Origin of the sequence: Tessaracoccus sp. O5.2, from assembly GCF_964266725.1 — a bacterium.
GTDB classification, from domain to species: domain Bacteria; phylum Actinomycetota; class Actinomycetes; order Propionibacteriales; family Propionibacteriaceae; genus Arachnia; species Arachnia lapidicapta.
Map to the genome: position 1 here is coordinate 37,500 of NZ_CAXWGV010000009.1, position 22,333 is coordinate 59,832.

Consider the following 22,333-nt stretch of genomic DNA (forward strand, 5'->3'; position numbering starts at 1 on the left):
GTTGGTCCTTCGGTTGGGTCGATCAAACTCCGCCAGACTACCCGGGCGGGGTGCCCACCGGAAGGGCATCGCGGCGGCCGGGGCCGCCCCCGGTACCGGCGGTTGAGCCTGACACGCGGCTTGCGGGCCCTCGACGAGCCTGCGCCGGGAATCGTTGCCATGACACACCAGATTGATCGATCAAAGTGACGTTGACACGAGGCGCAGGCTCATCCCCTCGTCCACTCCGGGAGACAACACCCACCCCGACTTTGAGAGATTCCTGAGAACTGTTAAGGTTTCCAGCGGACAGCCGGAAGATCCAGGGTCACACGAGGAGTCAGGTGTACGACGAGACCACAGCACGCGCCGCGCGACGCGCAGCAGACGCCGCCGACGACCTCGTCGAACTGACCCCCGCCGCCTCCCCGGCCCGCCGCTCCTCCACCCCCGTCTTCTCGTTCAGCCGCCGCGTCGTCGCGCTGGCCGTCTCGAGCGCGCTGTCCGTCGGCGCTCTGTTCGCATTCGCCTACGCCTCCCGCGGCGGTGACGTCGACGCCGCGGGCGAATCGGCCGAGATCGCGGTCCCCGCGGCAGCCGCGTCCGCCGCCGCCGCCGGATTCGCCGACCGCTCGCAGGAAGTCAGCCGCTCCAGCGTGCGCGACAACCTCACCGCCGCCGTCGCCGACGAGAACGCACAGGAGCGCGCCGCAGCGATGGGCGCGTCCGTGGAGTCCGCCGCAGAGGCCGAGTGGATGACCAACGCCAGCGAGCGCCAGCGCCTCATGGACGCGGACATGCAGCTCGTGGCCGCCCAGAGCGCGAAGCTGAAGAAGGAGGCCGAGGAGGCCGCCCGCAAGCTCGCCGAGGCCAAGAAGGCCGCGGAGGCCATGGGCGTCTCGACCACCGGCATGTCAGCCAAGGAGATCGAGGACCTCACGACCAAGGGCGGCTCCATGCCGGTCAAGTCGAACTACCGCATCGGCGCCGGCTTCGGCGCCACCGGCAGCTGGTCCCGCTACCACACGGGCCAGGATTTCCCGGCACCCGTCGGCACCCCGATCTACGCCGTCGCCTCCGGCGTCGTCCTCAGCCCCACCGCCGGCGGCTGGGCCGGTATCAACGTCGTGATCCAGCACAGCAACGGCGGCTCGACGCTCTACGCCCACATGAGCGGCAAGAAGGTCCGCCCCGGGCAGACGGTCAAGGCCGGTCAGCTCATCGGCTACGTCGGCAACACCGGGCGCTCCTTCGGCGCGCACCTGCACCTCGAGTACTACAAGCCGGGTGTGACCCCCGGCGACGTGTACGCGGCGTCGAACCCGATGACCTTCCTGCGGTCACTCGGAGTCCGCTGAGCTAGAGCTTCTCCATCGGGGCATGCTTGAGGCTCAGCCTCTTCGTGCCAGCTGACCCGAAGTCCACGTCCACCTTCGTGGCCTCCCCCGCGCCGTGCACCGCGACGACGCTGCCCATGCCGAAGCTGGCGTGCAGCACCCGGTCCCCCGCCGTCAGCGACGGCAGCGTGAACTTCGGCCCGCTGCCGGTCCCGAAGCTCTGGATCGACGCCGACGTCTGCCGGTTGCGCGTGGCAGCCGAGCTGGCCCACGTCGTCGTCGCGGCGCCCGTGCGGCGCCAGTCGAGCACGTGCGGGGGGATCTCCTCGAAGAACCGCGACTGCGGGTTGTACGCCGGCGCGCCGAACGTGACCCGCACCTGCGACCGGGTGAGGTAGAGGCGCTTGCGCGCCCGCGTGATGCCCACATAGGCCAACCGCCGCTCCTCCTCCAGCTCCTGGGGGTCGGTGAGCGCCCGCATGTGCGGGAACATCCCCTCCTCCATGCCGGTGAGGAACACCGTGTCGAACTCCAGACCCTTCGCGGTGTGTAGCGTCATGAGCGTGACGACGCCCTTGCTCTCGTCGCGGTCCGGGACCTGGTCCGAGTCCGCGACCAGCGCGACCCGCTCCAGGAATGCGGCCAGGGAGTCGTCGGGCTCCGGCATACCGGCGACGAGCCCGGACTCGGCCCCTGCGTCGTCGAGGTCGACGGTGGTGGCGGCCGCCACGAACTCCGCCGCCACCGATACCAGCTCGATGAGGTTCTCCACCCGCGTCTCGTCCTGCGGGTCGGTCGACGCCTCCAACTCAGGCAGGTAGCCTGACTCCTTGAGGATGGAGGTGAGCACCTCGTCGGCCGGGCGGCCCTGCGCCACCATCGCGCGGTGCAGGTTCATGACATCGACGAAGCCCTGGATGAGCTTCACGGACCGGCTGGCCAGCCCGGGGGCCTCGGCGGCGCGCTGCAGAGCATCGAAGAAGCTGATCCGTTCCGCCGAGGCGAGCGTCGCGATGGCCGCCTCGGCCCGGTCCCCGATGCCACGCTTGGGCACGTTGAGGATGCGGCGGACGGACACGTCGTCGGCGGGGTTCGCGAGCGCCCGTAGGTACGCGAGCGCGTCGCGAATCTCGCGCCGCTCGTAGAAGCGCACGCCGCCGACCACCTTGTAGGGCATCCCGACACGGATGAACACCTCCTCGAACGCACGCGACTGCGCATTGGTGCGGTAGAAGACGGCCGTGTCGCCGTACTGCGACTCGCCGGCGTCGCTCAGCCGGTCGATCTCGTCGGCGACGAACTGGGCCTCGTCCATCTCCGTGTCCGCCACCCAGCCGACGATGAGCTCCCCCTCGCCGAGCTCGGACCACAAGTGCTTCTCGCGCCGGCCCTGATTGCGGGAGATCACCGAGTTCGCGGCGGTCAGCACGTTCTGCGTCGAGCGGTAGTTCTGGTCCAGCACGACGGTGCGGGCGCCTGGGAAGTCGGCCTCGAAGTCGAGGATGTTGCGGATCGTGGCTCCGCGGAAGGCGTAGATCGACTGGTCGGAGTCGCCGACGACCATGAGCTCGGCCGGCTCCACGGTCGGGGAGCCCGGCACCACACCCTCCACCTCGCCCGCACACAGCTCCCGCACCAGGGCGTACTGGGCGTGGTTGGTGTCCTGGTACTCGTCGACGAGCACGTGCCGGAAGCGCCGCCGGTACTTCTCCCGCACGTCCGGGAAGGCCTGAAACAGGTGCACGGTCGTCATGATGAGGTCGTCGAAGTCCAGTGCGTGCGCGGCGTGCAGGCGGGACTGGTAGTCCGCGTACGCCTCCGCGAAGACCTTCTGCGGCGGCGTCGACGCCTCCGCGAGGGCCTGCTCGTAGTCGACGAGTTCGTTCTTGAAGCCGCTGACCTTGTTCATCACGGCCCGCACCGGGTAACGCTTGGGGTCTAGCTCCAGGTCCCGGCACACCAGCGACATGAGGCGCTTCGAGTCGGCGTCGTCGTAGATGGAGAACGTCTTGGCCATGCCGAAGCGGTCGATGTCCTGGCGCAGGATGCGCACGCACGCCGAGTGGAACGTCGAGACCCACATGAGCTTGGCCCGGTTCCCCACCAGGTCCACGACCCGCTCACGCATCTCGGCGGCCGCCTTGTTGGTGAACGTGATGGCGAGGATGGACCCGGGATGGACGTCGCGCTGCGACACCAGGTGGGCGATTCGGCGTGTGAGCACGCGCGTCTTGCCGGAACCGGCGCCGGCCACGACGAGCACCGGGCCGCCGGCGTGCAGCACCGCCTCGCGCTGCGGCGGGTTCAGCCCGGCCAGGAGTTCCTCCTCCGAGACGCGCTTGGCCGAGGCGCGCCGCTGATCCCGCTCGGGGGCCGGGCGGGGTGGCTCGTCCGGCTGGAAGGCCGCGAACAGGTCGGGGAAGAGGGAGTCAGTCATGTCGGGGGTCAAGCCTACCGTCCGCCCGGCGGCGTCCCCCTCGCTATGCTGCGGGCATGCGTGACGCGTTCGCCCGCGCCCGGAACATCTTCGGCCGGGTCACCACCGCGGTGCTCCTCCTCCAGGTTCTCGCGATGGTGCTGCTCACCGCCGTGGAGTCGCTGCGCAAGAAGAAGCGCCGCACCCGCAAGTTTCCCGTCACCAAGCCGGAGCTGATACCCGTCGGCGACGACCAGGTCACGGTCTACACCTACGGCGAGCACGTTTACGACGCCATGATCGAGTCGATCGACGCCGCGCAGCATCACATCTACTTCGAGACCTTCATCTGGAAGGGCGACGAGGAGGGCGTTCGCTTCCGGGAGGCCCTCGGCAGAGCCGCGGAGCGGGGGGTCGCGGTCTACGTGGTGTGGGACGAGTTCGCCAACCTCGTCGTGCCCCGCCGGTTCTACGCCGCGATCTCCGAGCGCGTTATCACGATGCCGCACCCGGCGTTCCCCCTGCCGTGGTCGCCGCGCAGCTGGGGCCGCGACCACCGCAAGCTCCTCACCGTCGACGGCCGCGTCGGCTTCGTCGGCGGGTACAACATCGGTTCGCTGTACGCCACCGGCTGGCGCGACACGCATGCCCGGATCGAGGGCGAGGGAGTCGCGGAGCTGGAGAACGCCTTCATCGACTTCTGGAACCTGCACCCCAAGGTCCGCGACCGGATCGAAGCCGATCCGAAGCGTGACTGGGAGCCGACGGTGCGGCTGCACCGCAACACCCCGCGCCTGCAGGTCTACCCGATCCGCAACATGTACCTCGAGGCAATCGACCGGGCGAGCCACCACATCTGGCTGACCCACGCTTACCTCATCCCCGACGACGACCTGGTCGGCGCGTTGCGCGACGCCGTGCGGCGCGGCGTGGACGTCCGGATCATCGTTCCGGCGCGCTCCAACCACGTGGTGGCCGACTGGTTGTCTCGCGGCTATTACACGACTCTCCTGCGCTCCGGCATCCGCCTGTTTCTCTACCAGGGCGCGATGGTGCACTCCAAGACCGCCACGATCGACGGGCGCTGGTCCACCATCGGGACCGCCAACCTCGACCGGCTGAGCCTGCTCGGCAATTACGAGGTCAACATCGAGATCACCGACGACGACGTGGCCGCCCACATGGAGGACGTCTTCCTCACCGACGAGTCGAACTGCATCGAGCTCACCGAGGAGCGCTGGCGCGAGCGGTCGATCGTCGCCAAGGCGACCGAGATGTTCCTCAGCCCCTGGCGGCCCCTCTTCTGAGGATCAGACGAACACGGCCACCGCGGCGTTGAGGAGCGTGAGGCCGAGGATCCCCCAGAACCAGCCAGCGGGCAGCGGGTCGCGACGGCGGCCGACGAACACGAGCGCGCCGACGACCAGCAGCACCACCAGCTTGATGCCGACCTTCATGTGGTTGACGTCCGCGTCACCCATCTCCGCGAGCCCCACCAGCAGCAGCCCGGTCACGAGCTGGGTCAACGCACCGTGCACCATGGCGGCGTTGACCACCCGTCCGGGGCCCTTCACCTGAACGAATGCGCCGCCGAACAATGCGGCGAACCCGACGAAGTGGAGAAGGACGAGAAGATCGCGCAGGAATTCCATGTCCCCGAGGCTAGCCCACCGGCGCGAGGATCTTCTAAACCGGATTTCACCGAGGGCAGAACTCGGCGCGCCAAGTTTACAGTGCACCCCATGCCGGGCATGATGGGGGCATGGGAACAATCATTGCGTACATCGTCATCGGTCTCATCGGCGGCGCTATCGCCAAGGCCATCCTCCCCGGTAAGCAGGGCGGCGGCTGGCTCGCCACGATCCTGCTCGGCATCGCCGGCGCCCTTCTGGGCGGCTTCCTCGGCGGCCTCATCTTCAACGTCTCCTACTCCGACATCTTCTCCGTGTCCGGGCTGATCTTCTCGGTCCTGGGCGCCCTGCTCATCCTCGTCATCTACGGCTGGATGCAGAAGCGCAAGGCCTGATCGCCACTCGGCATTCGACAAGGGGCGGGCTCGGTTTCACACCGGGCCCGCCCGTTTCTATTTCCGCCCCTATTCCGCCGTCAGATCAGATGCCGGTCGGTGGCCCACTTCGTCAATTGGTGCCGGTTGGACAGCTGGAGTTTCCGCAGGACGCTGGAGACGTGGGTCTCGACCGTCTTGATGGAGATGAACAGCTCCCGCGCCACCTCCTTGTAGGAATAGCCGCGGGCGATGAGCTTGAGGACCTCCCGCTCCCGGGCGCTGAGTCGGTCCAGCTCCTCGTCGATGCCCGACAGGTCGACGGCCCCGGAGAACGCGTCGAGGACAAACCCCGCCAGCCGCGGCGAGAACACGGCGTCGCCGCCGGCCACCCGCGCGATGCCCTCCAGGAGTTCCTCGGAGCTGATGGACTTGGTGACGTAGCCCCGGGCGCCGGCGCGGATGACGCCGATGACGTCCTGCGCTGCGTCCGAGACCGACAGCGCCAGGAACTTCACCTGCGGCGCGACCGGGAGGACCTGTTTGATGACCTCCGCGCCTCCCCCGCCGGGCAGGTGCACGTCCAAGAGCACGACGTCGGGCTGCGTCGCGACGATGGCGGCGACCGCCGTCGCCACATCCTCGCCCTCACCCACCACCGCACAGCGCTGACCGATCTCATGCCGGACCCCCGCCCGGAACATCGCGTGATCGTCGACGATCACCACCCGCAGGGGCGCACCGGCCGCCTCGTCGCTCATAGGGCGATCTCCACCTTCACCTCGGTACCATCTCCGGGCGAGGACCGGACCGTGGCGCTGCCGCCGTACCGCTCCATCCTGCCCCGGATCGATTCTCGCACGCCCATGCGCCCCTCAGGCACGTCGTCGGGGTCGAAGCCGGCGCCGCGGTCGCGCACGAACACCTCGACGCGTCCGTCGTCCACCTCCGCGTACACGTCCACCCGCGGCGCACCCGAGTGCTTCGCGGCATTGGTGACGGCCTCGCGCGTGGCCTGCACCAGCGCCTGGACCCGGTCGTCGATGTCCGCGTCGCCGACGCAGACCAGCTCGACGTCGACGGCGAACCGGCCCTCGACGTCGGCGGCCACCTCACGCAGGGCGGACCGCAGCGACGCCGCGCGCGTGGCCTCGCCGTACAGCCAGGTTCGCAGCTCGCGTTCCTGGCGGCGCGCCAACGTCGCGACTGTCTGGGCGTCGCCGGCCTGGCGCTGGATGAGCGCCAGCGTCTGGAGCACCGAGTCGTGCAGGTGCGCCGCCATGTCGGCGCGGGCCTCGGCCCGCAGCCGCTCCGCGTCCGCCTGCCGGACACGGGTGCGCTGCTGGGCCAGCCACGGGGCAGCCACCACCACCAGCCCGGCCAACAGCACCCCCGACGCGCCGAGCACGCCCGGCAACTGCGTGAGACCGACCTGCGTGGCGAGGATCCAGCTTGTCCCGGCGCCGACCAGGAGCAGGCCTCCGACGAGACGGACCAGGCTCATGGTCCCCCCGCCTCGGCTCACCCGCCCCCACCAGCCGGCCCCCGGCGCCACCCCGGAGCGGCCGACACGCTCGTCCACCTGCAGCCAGATGACGATGACGCCGATGCCGCCGATGACCACCGGCCAGAACAGCCCCGCGGGTACCACGCCGCCGGCGACGAACAGCCACAGCAGGCCGACGACGACCATGCCGCCGGCAACCATGAGGCCCGAGTCGACCCCCCACGCGGCTGGCTCGGCCTGCGGCCGCATGCCGCTGCGGGTGGCAGCCTCCAGGCCGGCCGCCTCGGCCTGCGCCGCGGCACGCGGTAGCAGGACCCACAGCGCCCCGTAGGCCAGCACGCCGGCGCCGGAGAACAGGGCCAGCACCAGGAAGGCGAGACGGACCTGCGCCACGGGGACGCCGAGGTGCGCCGCCAACCCGGCCGCCACCCCGGCGATCACCCGGCCCTCCGGGCGTCGCTGCAGCGGCGCGCGCGGGGGCGCGGTCGGCACGGGGAGATCGGTCATGCCCCCACCCTGTCACGCACGCGCGCGCCCCCACCAGGGCCGCGGGCCGTTTCCAGGGGTCCCGGGCGCGCATCTCAGGTGCCCCTCAGGGGGTCACCCGATGCCCCCGACGCCCCGGCCGCGGGAGACTGGTTCCATGACCACGCACCTCGACCTGGGTTGGCTCGATCCCGGCCTCCGCGGACTCCGGCGTCAGGAGGCGGGGCCCGGCACCGGGCTCTCCCGTGCCATCGCGGCACGGCTCGGCGTCGACGTCGTGCTGGTGCGCGTCGCGTTCGCCCTCCTGGCGCTCAGCGGCGGCATCGGCGCGGCGCTCTACCTCTGGGGCAGCGCCCTCACCCCGGGCCGCGACGGCATCCGGCCCATCGACGCACACCTGCCCACCTTCGCGACATGGAGCCGGCTCGCCCAGCAGGCCACGGTGGTGGGCAGTTCGCTCGCCCTCGTGATGCTGGTTAGCTCCGCCACCCCCCTGCCGTGGGGTCCCGGCGTCCTGCTCCTCGGCATCCTGGTCCTGGCCCGCCGCGGCAAGCTGGGCGGCCGGACTGCCGCCCCGGACGCGCCGGCGGAGCAGCCGGTGGCCGAAAGCGACGACCACCTGGTGGCGCGGTGGCGCTCCACCATGGAGGCGGCGGCAGGGCAGGACCGCCTCGCCGCGAGTCTGCCCGTCGTTGATCTCTACTCCCCCGCGCCCGCCCGCCCGCAGGCTCCCCGCCCACCGGCAGCGTGGGGGACGGGCGCGACGATCCTCGGCGTAGCGGTCGTCGCGTCGGCCGCGGCCTTCGTCCTGCTCGGCAGCGTCCCCGCCGCGTTGGGCTCCGGCATGGTCACCGCAGGACTGCTGACGGTCGGGTACGCCCTCGTGACGCGGGAGCGACGCGTGCCTCGGCCGCTGCTGATCGCGCTGGTGGCCGGCATGGCTGCCTCCGGGTGGCTGTCGACGCAGGCGGCCGGCGAGCTGACGGCCCCGGACCCGGGCGTCCTGACCGTCAAGACGGTGGCCGACAGCCGCGTCATCGACCTCACAGACACCGACTTCACCGACATCACGGAGCTCCGCGTCGAGGCCGTCGCCTCCGACGTCACCGTGCTCCTCCCCGCCTGGCCCACCGGAGGTGTCGCGGACCACACCAACGTGCTGAGCGAGGTGACGCTTGACCCGGCCTGGCCGAGCGAGCGCGGGCGGGAACGCCTCGATGTCGACGTCATCGTCGACGCGACGCTCAGCCGCGTCAGAATTGAGGAGTGACCATGTCCCGGCCCCCGCTGGACCTGTCCGCCCTGGCCGTCGGCCTCGCCGCCGTCGGCTTCGGCATCGTGCTCATCACCGCGCCGCTGCTCGCGGCGCCCTTCATGCAACCGATCCTCGCCGTGATCCTGGCCGCGGCCGGCGCGATCGGACTCCTCGCCTCCCGCGGCCGAACCCCCCGAAAGGAACTCCCATGAAACTCACCCGCCCCCGCTCCGGCGCCATGATCGGCGGCGTCTGCGCCGGCCTGGCCCGCTACCTGGGCGTCGACGCGACGCTCGTGCGCATCGCGTTCGTGCTCGTCGCCATCTTCGCCGGCAGCGGCGTGCTGATCTACCTGGTCCTGTGGGCCGTCATCCCCCGCGAGGAGGACGGCGGGTCGCTGGCCGAGGAGGGCTTCGACAAGGCGAAGCGCTGGTACGACTCGCGCAACAACCCGCAGCCGCCCGAGGGCGGCCCCCGCTACGACATCTGAGCGGGTATCACTCCCACTCGATGGTGCCCGGCGGCTTGCTGGTGATGTCGACGACGACCCGGTTGACCTCGACGCACTCGTTGGTGATCCGTGAGGAGATCTTCTCGAGCACGTCGTAGGGCAGCCGGGCCCAGTCGGCCGTCATGGCGTCGTCGGACACCACCGGCCGCAGCACGATCGGGTGGCCGTACGTCCGCCCGTCGCCCTGCACCCCGACCGAGCGGACGTCCGCGAGCAGCACCACCGGGAACTGCCAGATCTCCCGCTCGAGGCGGGCCTCCGCCAACTCGTGGCGGGCGATCGCGTCGGCCTGGCGGAGGGTCGTGAGGCGATCCTCGGTGACTTCCCCGATGATCCGGATCGCGAGCCCCGGGCCGGGGAACGGGTGCCGCCACACGATCTCTTCCGGCAGGCCCAGCTCGAGACCGACCGCCCGCACCTCGTCTTTGAACATCCGACGCAGGGGCTCGATGAGCGTGAACTGCAGATCGTCGGGCAGGCCGCCGACGTTGTGGTGGCTCTTGATGTTGGCCGCGCCCTCGCCGCCGCCCGACTCCACGACATCCGGGTACAGCGTTCCCTGGACCAGGAAGTCGATCCCCCGTTCGCCGGCGAGCTCCCGGGCGGCTGCCTCGAAGGTGCGGATGAACTCGCGGCCGATGATCTTGCGCTTCTCCTCGGGGTCGGTCACCCCGGCCAGCGCACCCAGGAAACGCTCCCGCTCGTCGGCGACGACCAGGTCCACGCCCGTGGCCGCGACGAAGTCCTCCTTGACCTGCTCGGCCTCCCCCTCGCGGAGCAGGCCGTGGTCGACGAAGACACACGTGAGCTGCGATCCGATGGCGCGCTGCATCAAGGCGGCCGCCACCGCCGAGTCGACGCCGCCGGAGAGCGCGCACAGCACGTGCCGGTCCCCCACCTGCCTGCGGACCGCGTCGACGGTCTCGGTCACCAGGTTGGCGGGCGTCCAGTCGGGCGTCAGGTGGGCGATGTCGAACAGGAAGTGCTCCAGCACCTGCTGCCCCCACTGCGAGTGCAGCACCTCGGGGTGCCACTGCACGCCGGCCAGCTTGCGCGAGACGTCCTCGAAGGCCGCGACGGGGGCGCCCGCGGTGCGGGCGAGGACCTGGAAGCCCTTGGGCGCGCGGCTGACGGAGTCGCCGTGGCTCATCCAGACGTTGAGGGTGTTGGGGAAGCTGCCGAGCAGGCACCCGCCGTCGTGGATCGACAGCGGCGTGCGGCCGTACTCGCGCTGGCCCGTCCGGTTCACGGTACCCCCGAGCGCCTGGGCCATGGCCTGGAAGCCGTAGCAGATCCCGAGCACGGGGATGCCGGCCTCCAGCAGCCGCGGGTCGAGCTGCGGCGCGCCTTCCTCGTACACCGACGACGGCCCGCCGGAGAGGATGATGGCGGCGGGGCGCTGGGCGAGGATGGCGTCGGCGTCGATCTTCGAGCTGACGATCTCCGAGTAGACGGCTGCCTCGCGGACCCGGCGCGCGATGAGCTGGGCGTACTGGGCGCCGAAATCGACGACGAGAACCTTCTCGTGCTGGACGGTCATGCGCGGCAGTCTATTGCGTCGCCGCCGGGAACTCCCATCCGCGGCCCCGCCGCGTGAGATTCATGGCGCGCCGCGGGAATAAAGCGACGGTCGCGCGAGGTTGGCGACGGCATGAACATCTACTCTGACGTGACCGCCCTGATCGGCCGCACCCCCCTCGTGAAGCTCAACCGCATCGCCGGCGACAACGCCACGGTCCTGGCGAAGCTCGAGTTCTACAACCCCGCCAACTCCGTCAAGGACCGCATCGGCGTGTCCATCATCGACGCCGCCGAGGCGTCGGGCCAGCTGCAGCCCGGCGGAACGATCGTCGAGGGCACCTCCGGCAACACCGGCATCGCCCTGGCCATGGTGGGGGCCGCGCGCGGCTACAAGGTGGTGCTGACCATGCCCGAGACGATGTCCCTGGAGCGGCGCGCTCTGCTGAAGGCCTACGGTGCTGAGCTCGTCCTCACCCCCGGCCCGCAGGGCATGCGGGGCGCTGTCGAGAAGGCCGAGGAGATCGCCGCGGAGCGCGGCGGGGTGCTGGCGCGTCAGTTCGCCAATCCGGCCAACGTGGAGATCCACCGCAGGACCACCGCCGAGGAGATCTGGAACGACACCGACGGCACGGTCGACATCGTCGTGGCCGGCGTCGGCACCGGCGGCACGATCACCGGCGTCGGGCAGGTGCTCAAGGAGCGCAAGCCTGAGGTGCGGATCGTGGCGGTCGAGCCGCAGGAGTCCCCGATCCTCTCGGGCGGGCAACCCGGCCCGCACAAGATCCAGGGCATCGGCGCCAACTTCGTGCCCGAAATCCTGGACCGGTCGGTCATCGACGAGGTCCTGCCGCGCAACATCGACCAGGCGGTGGAGTTCGCTCGCCGCGCTGCCCAGGAGGAGGGCCTGCTGGTCGGCCTGTCGTCCGGCGCGGCGCTGTCGGCGGCCATCGAGGTCGCCTCGCGGCCGGAGAACGCCGGCAAGACGATCGTGGTGATCATCCCGTCGTTCGGCGAGCGCTACCTCTCGACCGTGCTGTTCGAGGGCCTGCTGGACAAGTGAGTCATGGCGGGCGGGGGCGTCACGACGCGGCGCCCCTGCCCGCTATGCGCCTCCCTAGACTGGGCGCATGCGCATCGTCATCACGGGGGCCTCGGGCAAAGCCGGCCAGGCCACCCTCCGCCACTTCTCCGACACCGACCACGACATCGTCGCCACGGACATCGCCGCCAGGCCGTCGTGGTACGCCGGCCGCTTCTACCGCGCTGACCTGACGCAGTTCGGCGAGGCCATGGATGTCCTCGCGGGCGCGGACGCCGTCATCCACCTGGCCAACATCCCGGCCGACCGGATCCACACGGACTCGCACACCCTCAACGCGAACATGCTGATGAACAACAACGTGTTCCTGGCGGCGTGGAAGCTCAAGCTCAAGCGCGTCGTCTACGCCTCGAGCGAGACCACGCTGGGGTTGCCGTTCGACGAGGTCAACTACCTCCCGGTCGACGAGGGCCACTACCCCCTGCCGAACTCCACGTACTCGCTGTCGAAGGTGATGACCGAGACGATGGCCGAGCAGTTCTCGCGCTGGGCGGGGATCCCGTTCATCGGGCTGCGGCTGAGCAACATCTTCACCGTGGAGGACTACGCGCAGCAGCCGGCGTTCGCCCGGGATCCGGAGGCCCGGCGCTGGAACCTGTTCGGCTACATCGACGCCCGCGACGTCGCCCGCTCGTGCGAGGCCGCCCTGACGGCGAGCCTGTCCGGCTCGCACGCGTTCGTCATCGCGGCCGACGACACGATCCTCGACGTGCCCACCCGGGAGGCACTGGAGGTCATTCACCCGGGCATGGAGGTCCCCGACTCCGTCGCGGAGTACGGAACCCTGCTGAGCAACCAGGCCGCCAAGGACCAGATGGGCTTCCACCCGCAGCACACGTGGCGCGACGAGGTCGGCGGCTGACCCGTCAGACGGTGGCGACCGCGCTCGCCGCCCGCTCCCCGGCGGCCAGGGCGTCCTGGATGGACGCCCCCGGCAGGTCGTCGGCGACGGCGGTCCGGGCCGGCACGGGAGCCAGCGCGTGCGCGCCGGGTGCCATGGCCGGCAGGGCGTGCGTGACGTCGTGGCGGACCAGCAGCTGCCACGACCTCGGGTCGGCGCCCAGCACGTCGCCGGATTCCCGCGCGGCGTCGCCGTCGGACAGTCCGTGCGCCCCCACGGCGGTGACCTGGACGAGGTGCCGCCCGGCCGGCGCGTAGGAGGGCACCGCGTTCGACTGCACGCAGGTGTTGGCGATCCGCGCCTCGGCCCGCACGTCGAGGTGCAGGAACGGCGACCTGCTCGGCGCCTCGTCCGCCGCGAACCACCAGGTGGTCGCGCCGAGCATGCGCGGGGGCTCCAGCCCCAGCAGGGCCGCGTTGCCGACCGGCCCGGCCGCCAGCACCACTCCGGCCGCGCGCTCCTCCCGGCCGTCCGCGCGGTGCACGATGACGCCGGCGGCATCCGGCGCCACCGCGGTCACGGGCGTGCCGAGCTGGATGCGCCCGGCCAGGGGCTCGGCGAGCTGCAACGGCACCGCCGCCATGCCCTGCGCGGGTACTCCCGGCGTCGCGAGCGCGAAGTAGCCGGCCAGGCGGCGCACCTGCGCCGCCGCAGTCGCCCCCGTCGGGTCGAGCGTGACGCCGGCGAAGAACGTCAGCAGCGCGCGCCCGACGACGGGCGAGAACCCCGCGCGGGCCACCGCCTCGGCGAGGGTGGCCGCGTCGTCCCCGGCGCCGCGCAGCCAGCGCACCACCGCGGCCAGGTCGGCGCCCGTCAGCGGACCGCGGAGCAGGTCGACGGCGTGGGCCGGGTGCCGCGTCGGGTCCGCCAGGACGGAGCGCCCCGCATCCGCGCGCAGCACCGCGCCGCGTCCGAACCGGTGGAGGTCGAGCCTGGCCAGGTCGAGGGCCCTGCGTGCGGCCGGGTAGCCGGGGTTGAGCAGCTGGAAGCCGCGGTCACAGCGGAAACCGTCCACCTCCTCGGTGGTAACCCGGCCGCCCACGCGGCCGGCTGCCTCGAGGACGAGCACCTCTGACCCCGACGCGGCGAGCCGGCCGGCGGCCCGCAACCCGGCGAGCCCCGCGCCCACCACGATGACACGACCCATGGGTCAGCCCTCCCCTCGGGCGATCTTCTCGTGATGCCGTACCACCTCGGCGACGATGAACGTGAGGAACTTCTCCGCCAGCTCCGGGTCGAGTTCCGCCTCCACCGCGAGCGCCCGCAGCCGGGAGATCTGTCGCGCCTCGCGGTCCGGGTCCGCGGCCGGCAGCCCGGCGCGGGCCTTGAGCTCGCCGACGCGTTGGGTCACCTTGAACCGCTCCGCCAGGAGATGGATCAGCGCGGAGTCCATGTTGTCGATGCTGCCGCGCAGGCGGTTGAGTTCGGTCAGTGCGTCGTCCATCGGCGCTCCTCGGGGCTCAGTGGAGGATCAGGTCGATCCGCTGGAAGGACTTGATGTCGGTGTAGCCGGTCAGCGCCATGGCCTTGCGCAGGCCGCCCGCGAGGTTCATCGTGCCGTCGGGCACCCGCGACGGGCCGAGCACGACCTCCTCGAGGGTCCCGACCTGCTCGAAGAAGGAGCGCTCACCGCGCGGCAGGCGGGCGTGCCACGCCTCGCTGCCCCAGTGCCACCCGCGGCCGGGGGCCTCCGTCGCCCGCGCGAGCGGCGAGCCCACCATCACCGCGTCCGCACCGCAGGCGATGGCCTTGGCGATGTCGCCGGAGCGGCCGACGGCGCCGTCGGCGATGAGGTGCACATAGCGACCGCCAGACTCCTCCAGGTAGTCGCGGCGCGCCTCCGCGACGTCCGCGACCGCCGACGCCATGGGAACCTCGATGCCGAGCACGGAGGCCGTGGTGTGGGTGGCTCCGCCGCCGAACCCGACCAGCACACCGGCCGCGCCGGAGCGCATGAGGTGCAGTGCGGCGCGGTAGGTCGCGACCCCGCCCACGAGGACGGGCACGTCGAAGCGGTAGATGAAGTCCTTGAGGTTGAGCGTGTCCTCGCCACCGACGTGCTCGGCCGAGACCGTGGTGCCGCGCACGACGAAGAAGTCCATCCCCGCCTTCTCCAGCACGGGGGCGAACTCGAGCGTCCGGGCGGGCGACAGGGACCCGGCGACCGGGACGCCGGCCGTCCGGAGCTCCGCCAGCCGGTCCCGGATCAGTTCGGCCTTGACCGGTTCGGCGTAGATCTCCTGCAGCCGCTTGGTCGCCACGACCTGGTCCGACTGCTGCGTGATCTGCTCGTACTGGGCCTGCGGATCCTCGTAGCGCGTCCAGAGGCCCTCGAGGTTGAGCACGCCCAGGCCGCCGAGCTCGCCCATCCGGATCGCCGTGGCCGGACTCATGACCGAATCCATGGGCGCCGCGACGATGGGGACGTCGAAGGACACCGCGTCGATCTTCCACGTGAGGTCCACCTCGTCCTCGCCGCGCGTGCGCCGCGTGGGCGCGATGGCGACGTCGTCGAACGAGTAGGCGTGGCTGGCGCGCTTGCTGCGCCCAAGCTCGTACATGGGTTCTCCTTCGGCCTCAGCGCGACCAGTAGTTGGGGGCTTCGGCGGTGAGCTGGATGTCGTGCGGGTGCGATTCTCGCAGACCGGCGGGCGTGATGCGCACGAACCGGCCCCGCTCCTGCAGCTCGGGGATGGTGCCGGCGCCGGAGTAGAACATCGACTGCCGCAGCCCGCCGACCAGCTGGTACGCGACGGCGGCCAGGGGGCCGCGGTAGGCGACCTGCCCCTCGATGCCCTCGGGGATGAGCTTGTCGTCGGTGGTGACGTCGCCCTGGAAGTAGCGGTCCTTCGAATACGAAGCCTTCCGGCCGCGTGCGGCCATGGCGCCCAGCGACCCCATGCCGCGGTAGCTCTTGAACTGCTTGCCGTTGATGAACACAAGCTCGCCGGGGCTCTCTTCGCAGCCGGCGAGCAGCGAGCCGAGCATCACCGACGAGGCGCCCGCGACGATGGCCTTGGCGATGTCCCCGGAGTACTGGAGCCCGCCGTCGCCGATGACCGGCACCCCGGCCGGACGGCAGGCGCGCGCGGCGTCGTAGATGGCCGTGACCTGCGGGACCCCGACGCCGGCGACCACGCGCGTCGTGCAGATGGAGCCGGGGCCGACGCCCACCTTGACGCCGTCGGCGCCCGCCTCGACCAGCGCCTTGGCGCCGGCATAGGTCGCGACGTTGCCGCCGATGATGTCGACGGCGGCCGCGGCGGGATCCGCCTTGAGCCGCTTGATCATGTCGACGACGCCCTTGCTGTGCCCGTGTGCCGTGTCGACGATGATGACGTCCACGCCGGCCTCGACCAGCGACATCGCCCGCTCCCACGAGTCCCCGAAGAACCCGACGGCGGCGCCGACGCGCAGCCGGCCCTGGTCGTCCTTGGCGGCGTTGGGGTATTTGTCGGCCTTGACGAAGTCCTTGAGCGTGATCAGCCCGGTCAGGCGCCCCTCGTCGTCGACGATGGGCAGCTTCTCGACCTTGTGCCGGGCCAGCAGGGCAAGGGCCTCGTCGGAGCTGACTCCGACTCGTGCGGTGACCAGGGGCATGCGGGTCATGACCTCGGACACCGGGCGGCTCGGGTCGTCCTCGAAACGCATGTCCCGGTTGGTGATGATGCCCAGCAGGCGGCCGTCGTCGTCGACGACGGGGGCGCCGGAGATGCGGTAGGCGCCGCACATCTCGTCGACCTCACCGAGCGTGGCGTCGGGGCGGACGGTGATGGGGTTGCCGACCATCCCGGCCTCGGACCGCTTGACCTGGTCCACCATCTGCGCCTGATCCGCGATGGCGAGGTTGCGGTGCAGGATGCCGATGCCGCCCTCGCGGGCCATGGCGACGGCCATCCGGGATTCGGTGACGGTGTCCATCGCGGCGGAGGCCAGCGGGACCCCCAGGCGGACCCGGCGGGTCAGCTGGGTGCCGGTGTCGACAGCCGAGGGGATGATGTCGGACTGGTTGGGCTGCAGCAGCACATCGTCGAACGTCAGCCCCAGGGCGGCGAACGGGCTGGGCACCCCGGCTCCGGTCAGTTCCTCGAACACGCATCCACCCTTCACTCAACCGGCACGTCGGGGGCCAGTCTACGCCGCCGACGCCTGCGCGCCGACCGCGCTTCCGCCCGCCGGGGACGCGGCGGGGCCCCGCCCGGACGAACCAGACGGGGCCCCGCATGCAGTCAGGCCGGGAGACTCAGCTCTCGTCCTCGCGCTTGTCCACCACCAGGGTCTCGGTGGTGAGCAGAAGCGACGCGATCGACGCGGCGTTGGCGAGCGCGGAACGCGTCACCTTGACCGGGTCGATGACGCCGTGCTCGACGAGGTTCTGGTACTCGTCGGTGCGGGCGTTGTAGCCGTGGCCGACCTCCAGCTCGGCGACCTTGGACGTGATGACGTAGCCCGACACGCCGCCGTTCTCGGCGATCCAGCGCAGCGGCTCGACGAGGGCCTTGGCCACCACGTCGACGCCGGCCTTCTCGTCGCCCTCGAGGCCGAGGTGGTCCCCCAGGACCGCGCCGGCGTGGATGAGGGCCGAGCCGCCACCGGCGACGATGCCCTCCTCGATGGCAGCGCGCGTCGCGGACACGGCGTCCTCGATGCGGTGCTTCTTCTCCTTGAGCTCCACCTCGGTGGCGGCGCCGACCTTGATGACGCACACGCCGCCGGCCAGCTTCGCGACCCGCTCCTGGAGCTTCTCGCGGTCCCAGTCGGAATCGGTGCGCGCGATCTCGGCCTGCAGCTGCGACACGCGGCCGGTGACCTCGGCGTGGTCGCCCGCACCGTCGACGATGGTCGTGTTGTCCTTGGTGACGACGACGCGACGGGCGCGGCCGAGCACCTCCAGACCGACCTGGTCGAGCTTGAGGCCCACCTCGGGCGCCACGACCTGGCCGCCGGTGAGGATCGCGATGTCCTCGAGCATGGCCTTGCGACGGTCGCCGAACGCGGGGGCCTTGACGGCCACCGAGGTGAACGTGCCGCGGATCTTGTTGACCACGAGCGTCGACAGCGCCTCGCCGTCGACGTCCTCGGCCACGATGAACAGCGTGCCCTTGGCCGCGATGACCTTCTCCAGCAGGGGCAGCAGGTCGTTCATCGACGAGATCTTGCCGCTGTGGATGAGGATGTACGGATCGTCGAGGATGGCCTCCATGCGGTCCGCGTCGGTCACGAAGTACGGGGACAGGTAGCCCTTGTCGAACTGCATGCCCTCGGTGAACTCGAGCTCGGTGCCCATGGTGTTGGACTCGTCGACGGTGATGACGCCGTCCTTGCCGACCTTGTCGAACGCCTCGGCGATCAGGTCGCCGATCTGCTCGTCGCGCGAGGAGATGGTGGCGACCGACGCCATGTCGGCGGTGGTGTCGACCGGGCGGGCGTTCTCCCGCAGCCGCTCGACGACGGCCTCCACGGCCTTGTCGATGCCGCGCTTGAGCCCGATGGGGTTGACGCCCGCGGCGACCGCGCGCAGACCCTGGTGGACCATGGCCTGGGCGAGGACGGTGGCCGTCGTGGTGCCGTCACCGGCGACGTCGTTGGTCTTGGTGGCGACTTCCTTGGCGAGCTGCGCGCCGAGGTCCTCGTAGGGATCGTCGAGCTCGACCTCCTTGGCGACGGTCACGCCGTCGTTGGTGATGGTCGGGGCGCCCCACTTCTTGTCGAGGACGACGTAGCGGCCCTTGGGGCCGAGGGTCACCTTGACCGTGTTGGCGAGGATGTCAACGCCGCGCTCGAGCGCGCGGCGCGCCTCCTCGTCGAAAGCGAGAATCTTGGGCATGAAGTGGTGTCCTTACTTGCTGACGACGGCGAGGATGTCGCGGGCGTTCAGCAGGAGGTATTCCTGGCCGTCGTACTTGACTTCGGTGCCGCCGTACTTCGAGAAGATGACGACATCGCCCTCGGCGACGTCGAGCGGGACGCGGTTGCCCTTGTCATCGATGCGCCCGGGGCCGGTGGCGATGACCTTGCCCTCCTGCGGCTTCTCCTTGGCGGTGTCGGGGATGACAAGGCCGGAAGCGGTGGTCTGAACGGCCTCGAGGGGCTGGATGAGGATGCGGTCCTCGAGCGGCTTGATCGTGGTTGCCACGTCAAACACCTTTCTCTCATATCCGACCTGGAGGTCGGCGAATAGGTCAGGTTGAGCAGCGGCCGGGCGTCGTCGCGGGTGCCGTCCGACCGTTAGCACCCGACCAGGTCGAGTGCCAGCTCTTACGTTATCCCGGGTTTAGCACTCAATCAAGCCGAGTGCCAAACCACGTGCCCGCCTCGTCCAGGTTGGCCACTCGCCAACCGTCAGATGCGTTCGCCAACGGTTTTCATGGACGCAGCCCTACAGGATCGGCGAACACGGACACGGTTGGCGAACGGGATCAAGGATTGGCGTCGAGGGCCAAGGGTTGGCGGGGCGACCCAACCAACACACGGCGTTTGAACACTGTTAGAATCTGAACACCGTTCAAATCGCAAGGGAGCACCATGGACCTCAACTCGCTGGCCGACCGAGTCATCGCCGGCGACACCATCACCCCCGACGAGGCGCTCGCCATCCTCCGCCTGCCGGACGAGCGGACCTACGAACTCGTCGCCGCCGCCGGCCGGGTCCGACGCCACTTCCACGGCTCGAGCGTCAAGGTGAACTACCTCGTCAACCTCAAGTCGGGCAAGTGCCCGGAGGACTGCTTCTACTGCTCCCAGCGCCTCGGCTCCGAGGCCGAGATCCTCCGCTACACCTGGCTCACCCACGACGACGCGCTCGCCGCCGCCAGGGCAGGCATCAGCGCCGGCGCCGGCCGCGTCTGCCTCGTCGCCTCCGGGCGCGGGCCGTCGGACCGCGACGTCGCCCGCGTCGCCGGCATCATCGAGGACCTCAAGGCCGACAACCCCGGCGTCGAGGTCTGCGCCTGCCTCGGCCTCCTCAAGGACGGCCAGGCCGAGCGCCTCGCCGGCGCCGGCGCCGACGCCTACAACCACAACCTCAACACCGCCGAGTCGCACTACGACAACATCTGCACCACCCACGACTACGACGACCGCCGCGACACCGTCCAGCACGCCCGCGAACACGGCCTGTCCGCCTGCTCCGGCCTCATCGCAGGCATGGGCGAATCCGACGAGCAGCTCGTCGAGGTGGCGTTCCAGCTCCGCGAGGTGGGCGCCGACTCCGTGCCCGTCAACTTCCTCATGCCCTTCGACGGCACCCCGCTCCAGGGGCACTCGGAACTCACCCCGCACAAGTGCCTGCGCATCCTGGCGATGATCCGCCTCGTCCACGGCCCCGCCGACGTCCGCGTCGCCGCCGGGCGCGAGCAGCACCTGCGCTCCCTCCAGCCGCTCAGCCTCGAGGTGTGCAACTCGCTGTTCCTGGGCGACTACTTGACGTCCGAGGGCCAGGCCGGGTCCGCCGACCTCGCCATGCTGGCCGACGGCGGCTACACCGTCTGGGGCGCCGACGAGTCCCCCGCCCCGGCCGCGCTCCCCCACATCGACATCCGACGGCGTGGCGCCGGCACCGCGGTGGCCGCGAACGCCTAGTGGGTATCTCCGTTAGTTCGTCGGGGGTTCAGACCCAGGCGGTGGGGTCGTTGAGGTAGAGGCCGCAGGCGGTGTCGAGGGCGTCTTCGGCGGCTCCGCCCATCGTGCCGGTGGGCAGGTATGACTCTTCGTAGTCGTCGTGGCTGGCCCGGTAGATCGCGAATCCCCACTGGTTGGCGTAGCCGACGTAACGAAGCCGGCACAGCTTGAGGACCTCGCCGTCGGCGAGCACGCCGTCGACGTAGGCGAACCCGGCCCGGAAGCGGACCTGCGTGCGGGCGAGGGCGGGCCAGCGTTCGCGGGCTCGGGCAGCCATCCGGTACTGCAACGAGTTCTTCGTCGACTCCGGGATCTTCACCATGGGCCTCATCCTGACCCACCCACCGGTCTGGTCGGCGTGTCGCCACCGTTGTGCGGACCAGCAGCGGGACAAAAGGGGCTGTGGTGACCACTTCCCCGTTCATCATCGTCCCCACCGCCGCCGACCTCACTGTCCTGACCAGCCGAGCCCACTCCGCACGCGCCGAGCATCGACAGGTCATCCGCTCGCGCATCATCCTCGCCGCCGCCCATGGCCACACGAACGCGGCCATCGCCGCTGACCTGGGTGTGCATGTCGACACGGTCCGTAAGTGGCGCAAGCGCTATGCCCGCCACGGGCTGGACGGGCTGAACGATCTCCCCCGGTCCGGGCGTCCGCCCGTGTTCACACCGGTCCAGGTCGCCCAGGTCAAGGCGCTGGCCTGCACCCCTCCCGCGGACAGCGAGGTCCCGTTGGCCCGTTGGTCAACCGCCGACCTGGCCCTCGAAGCGGTGACCCAAGGCGTGACCGCATCTATCAGCCCGAGCACGATCCGCCGGTGGCTGGCCAAGGACGCCATCAAGCCCTGGCAGCACCGGACCTGGATCTTCCCGCGCGACGCTGACTTCGCCGCGCAGGCCGGTGTCGTGTTGGACCTGTACGACCGCCGCTGGGACGGCGCCACCCTCGCTGCCGACGAGTACGTGATCAGCGCCGACGAGAAGTCCCAACTGCAGGCCCTGCGCCGCCGCCACCCCGACCTGCCCCCCGGGCCAGGACGGACCCGGAGAGTCGAGTTCGAGTACCGCCGTGGTGGAACGCTGGCCTACTTCGCCGCCTACGACGTCCACCGCGCGAGTGTGATCGGCACCATCGCCCCCACGACCGGCATCGAACCCTTCGCCGACCTCGTCGCCAAGGTGATGACCACCGAGCCCTACGCTTCGGCCCGCCGCGTGTTCTGGGTCGTGGACAACGGTTCCTCCCACAACGGCTGGCGATCCGTCGAAGGCATGCAGCAGGCGTGGCCCACGGCCACCCTCGTCCACCTGCCCGTGCACGCCTCATGGCTGAACCAAGTCGAGATCTACTTCTCGATCCTGCAACGCAAAGCCATCGCCACCGGGGACTTCACCGACCTCGACGACCTCGCCGGCCGAATCCTGGCCTTCCAGCAGCGCTACAACGCCACCGCCACCCCATTCGACTGGAAGTACACCCGCACAGACTCTTGTGTCGGTTTCTGTCAGAGGTGACTGCTTTGCTGTGTTTCGATAGAAACGTTCGATGTTGAGGGGGTGTCTCCGACCTGAGTTCCACAACCGCTCCCGATCGCCGGGATTGAGTTGCTTGTCAGGGTGGGTTTGGGGGTCCGTTTTGGGGCACTAATCGGGGGTGCTGGGTAGAGTGCTGGGGTGAGTCCGTTCGTGCGGA

The 22,333-nt window shown here is 70.5% G+C and carries 22 protein-coding genes; 10 read left to right on the top strand and 12 right to left on the bottom strand.

All coding sequences use genetic code 11. From position 1 onward, the window contains the following. Positions 1-323: 323 nt before the first annotated feature. Positions 324-1,337 carry a M23 family metallopeptidase gene (locus tag ACFQPD_RS05400; protein ID WP_385899212.1) on the top strand — a complete coding sequence of 338 codons (1,014 nt, stop codon included), beginning with the start codon at positions 324-326 and terminating at the stop codon, positions 1,335-1,337. Between the two features lies 1 nt (position 1,338). On the opposite strand, the gene pcrA is transcribed toward ACFQPD_RS05400, so the two are convergent. Beyond that, a complete protein-coding gene (gene pcrA / locus ACFQPD_RS05405; protein WP_385899215.1) occupies positions 1,339-3,753 on the bottom strand; it encodes a DNA helicase PcrA in 2,415 nt (804 codons plus the stop codon). A gap of 56 nt (positions 3,754-3,809) precedes the next feature. Between pcrA and ACFQPD_RS05410 the strand changes: the two genes are divergently transcribed. After that, positions 3,810-5,039, top strand: a complete 1,230-nt coding sequence (locus tag ACFQPD_RS05410) for a phosphatidylserine/phosphatidylglycerophosphate/cardiolipin synthase family protein (protein ID WP_385899218.1) — start codon at positions 3,810-3,812, stop codon at positions 5,037-5,039. A 3-nt stretch (positions 5,040-5,042) separates the two neighbouring features. Here ACFQPD_RS05410 and ACFQPD_RS05415 read toward each other — a convergent pair whose 3' ends face one another. Beyond that, positions 5,043-5,384: a hypothetical protein gene (locus tag ACFQPD_RS05415; protein ID WP_385899220.1), complete on the bottom strand. Its 342-nt coding sequence runs from the start codon at positions 5,382-5,384 to the stop codon at positions 5,043-5,045. Positions 5,385-5,494: 110 nt separating this feature from the next. Here ACFQPD_RS05415 and ACFQPD_RS05420 point away from each other — a divergent pair, with 110 nt between their 5' ends. Continuing rightward, positions 5,495-5,758: a GlsB/YeaQ/YmgE family stress response membrane protein gene (locus ACFQPD_RS05420; protein WP_068750773.1), complete on the top strand. Its 264-nt coding sequence runs from the start codon at positions 5,495-5,497 to the stop codon at positions 5,756-5,758. 80 nt (positions 5,759-5,838) lie between these two features. Here the strand turns inward: ACFQPD_RS05420 and ACFQPD_RS05425 are convergent, their stop codons facing one another. Together ACFQPD_RS05425 and ACFQPD_RS05430 are read right to left on the bottom strand one after the other, a co-directional pair. After that, on the bottom strand, positions 5,839-6,498 hold the full coding sequence (locus tag ACFQPD_RS05425; RefSeq protein WP_385899223.1) for a response regulator: 660 nt from the start codon (positions 6,496-6,498) through the stop codon (positions 5,839-5,841). Next, positions 6,495-7,751 (bottom strand): PspC domain-containing protein, encoded by a 1,257-nt coding sequence (locus ACFQPD_RS05430; RefSeq protein WP_385899225.1) that lies wholly within the window; start codon positions 7,749-7,751, stop codon positions 6,495-6,497. The genes ACFQPD_RS05425 and ACFQPD_RS05430 overlap by 4 nt, the downstream gene beginning before the upstream one ends. Before the next feature lie 136 nt (positions 7,752-7,887). Between ACFQPD_RS05430 and ACFQPD_RS05435 the strand changes: the two genes are divergently transcribed. Genes ACFQPD_RS05435 through ACFQPD_RS05445 form a run of 3 tightly spaced genes read left to right on the top strand, consistent with a single transcriptional unit; the run spans position 7,888 to position 9,475 of the window. Beyond that, positions 7,888-9,000 (top strand): PspC domain-containing protein, encoded by a 1,113-nt coding sequence (locus ACFQPD_RS05435; RefSeq protein WP_385899228.1) that lies wholly within the window; start codon positions 7,888-7,890, stop codon positions 8,998-9,000. 2 nt (positions 9,001-9,002) lie between these two features. After that, positions 9,003-9,197 (top strand): hypothetical protein, encoded by a 195-nt coding sequence (locus ACFQPD_RS05440; RefSeq protein WP_353081408.1) that lies wholly within the window; start codon positions 9,003-9,005, stop codon positions 9,195-9,197. Next, on the top strand, positions 9,194-9,475 hold the full coding sequence (locus tag ACFQPD_RS05445) for a PspC domain-containing protein (RefSeq protein WP_068750763.1): 282 nt from the start codon (positions 9,194-9,196) through the stop codon (positions 9,473-9,475). The genes ACFQPD_RS05440 and ACFQPD_RS05445 overlap by 4 nt, the downstream gene beginning before the upstream one ends. Positions 9,476-9,482: 7 nt before the next feature. Here ACFQPD_RS05445 and guaA read toward each other — a convergent pair whose 3' ends face one another. Then, positions 9,483-11,036 (bottom strand): glutamine-hydrolyzing GMP synthase, encoded by a 1,554-nt coding sequence (gene guaA / locus ACFQPD_RS05450; protein WP_385899232.1) that lies wholly within the window; start codon positions 11,034-11,036, stop codon positions 9,483-9,485. 111 nt (positions 11,037-11,147) lie between these two features. Between guaA and cysK the strand changes: the two genes are divergently transcribed. Next, positions 11,148-12,077: a cysteine synthase A gene (gene cysK, locus ACFQPD_RS05455; protein ID WP_385899235.1), complete on the top strand. Its 930-nt coding sequence runs from the start codon at positions 11,148-11,150 to the stop codon at positions 12,075-12,077. 67 nt (positions 12,078-12,144) lie between these two features. After that, positions 12,145-12,978 (top strand): NAD-dependent epimerase/dehydratase family protein, encoded by an 834-nt coding sequence (locus ACFQPD_RS05460; RefSeq protein WP_385899238.1) that lies wholly within the window; start codon positions 12,145-12,147, stop codon positions 12,976-12,978. A 4-nt stretch (positions 12,979-12,982) separates the two neighbouring features. Here ACFQPD_RS05460 and ACFQPD_RS05465 read toward each other — a convergent pair whose 3' ends face one another. From ACFQPD_RS05465 to groES, 6 genes are all read right to left on the bottom strand, one after another. Next, positions 12,983-14,164 carry a flavin monoamine oxidase family protein gene (locus tag ACFQPD_RS05465; protein WP_385899241.1) on the bottom strand — a complete coding sequence of 394 codons (1,182 nt, stop codon included), beginning with the start codon at positions 14,162-14,164 and terminating at the stop codon, positions 12,983-12,985. 3 nt (positions 14,165-14,167) lie between these two features. Then, positions 14,168-14,461 (bottom strand): chorismate mutase, encoded by a 294-nt coding sequence (locus ACFQPD_RS05470; protein ID WP_068750753.1) that lies wholly within the window; start codon positions 14,459-14,461, stop codon positions 14,168-14,170. A gap of 16 nt (positions 14,462-14,477) precedes the next feature. Further along, on the bottom strand, positions 14,478-15,578 hold the full coding sequence (locus ACFQPD_RS05475; RefSeq protein ID WP_068750751.1) for a GuaB3 family IMP dehydrogenase-related protein: 1,101 nt from the start codon (positions 15,576-15,578) through the stop codon (positions 14,478-14,480). 16 nt (positions 15,579-15,594) lie between these two features. Next, positions 15,595-17,100, bottom strand: a complete 1,506-nt coding sequence (gene guaB, locus ACFQPD_RS05480; RefSeq protein WP_068751099.1) for an IMP dehydrogenase — start codon at positions 17,098-17,100, stop codon at positions 15,595-15,597. Positions 17,101-17,260: 160 nt separating this feature from the next. Then, positions 17,261-18,844, bottom strand: coding sequence for a chaperonin GroEL (groL, locus tag ACFQPD_RS05485; RefSeq protein WP_385899244.1), 1,584 nt, complete (start codon positions 18,842-18,844; stop codon positions 17,261-17,263). A gap of 12 nt (positions 18,845-18,856) precedes the next feature. After that, positions 18,857-19,153 carry a co-chaperone GroES gene (gene groES / locus ACFQPD_RS05490; RefSeq protein ID WP_068750747.1) on the bottom strand — a complete coding sequence of 99 codons (297 nt, stop codon included), beginning with the start codon at positions 19,151-19,153 and terminating at the stop codon, positions 18,857-18,859. Positions 19,154-19,542: 389 nt separating this feature from the next. On the opposite strand from groES, the gene bioB reads away from it, so the two are divergent. Then, positions 19,543-20,598: a biotin synthase BioB gene (gene bioB / locus ACFQPD_RS05495; protein WP_385899247.1), complete on the top strand. Its 1,056-nt coding sequence runs from the start codon at positions 19,543-19,545 to the stop codon at positions 20,596-20,598. A gap of 28 nt (positions 20,599-20,626) precedes the next feature. On the opposite strand, the gene ACFQPD_RS05500 is transcribed toward bioB, so the two are convergent. Then, on the bottom strand, positions 20,627-20,959 hold the full coding sequence (locus ACFQPD_RS05500; RefSeq protein WP_385899249.1) for a hypothetical protein: 333 nt from the start codon (positions 20,957-20,959) through the stop codon (positions 20,627-20,629). A gap of 83 nt (positions 20,960-21,042) precedes the next feature. Here ACFQPD_RS05500 and ACFQPD_RS05505 point away from each other — a divergent pair, with 83 nt between their 5' ends. Continuing rightward, a complete protein-coding gene (locus tag ACFQPD_RS05505; protein ID WP_385899252.1) occupies positions 21,043-22,155 on the top strand; it encodes an IS630 family transposase in 1,113 nt (370 codons plus the stop codon). Positions 22,156-22,333: the final 178 nt, after the last annotated feature.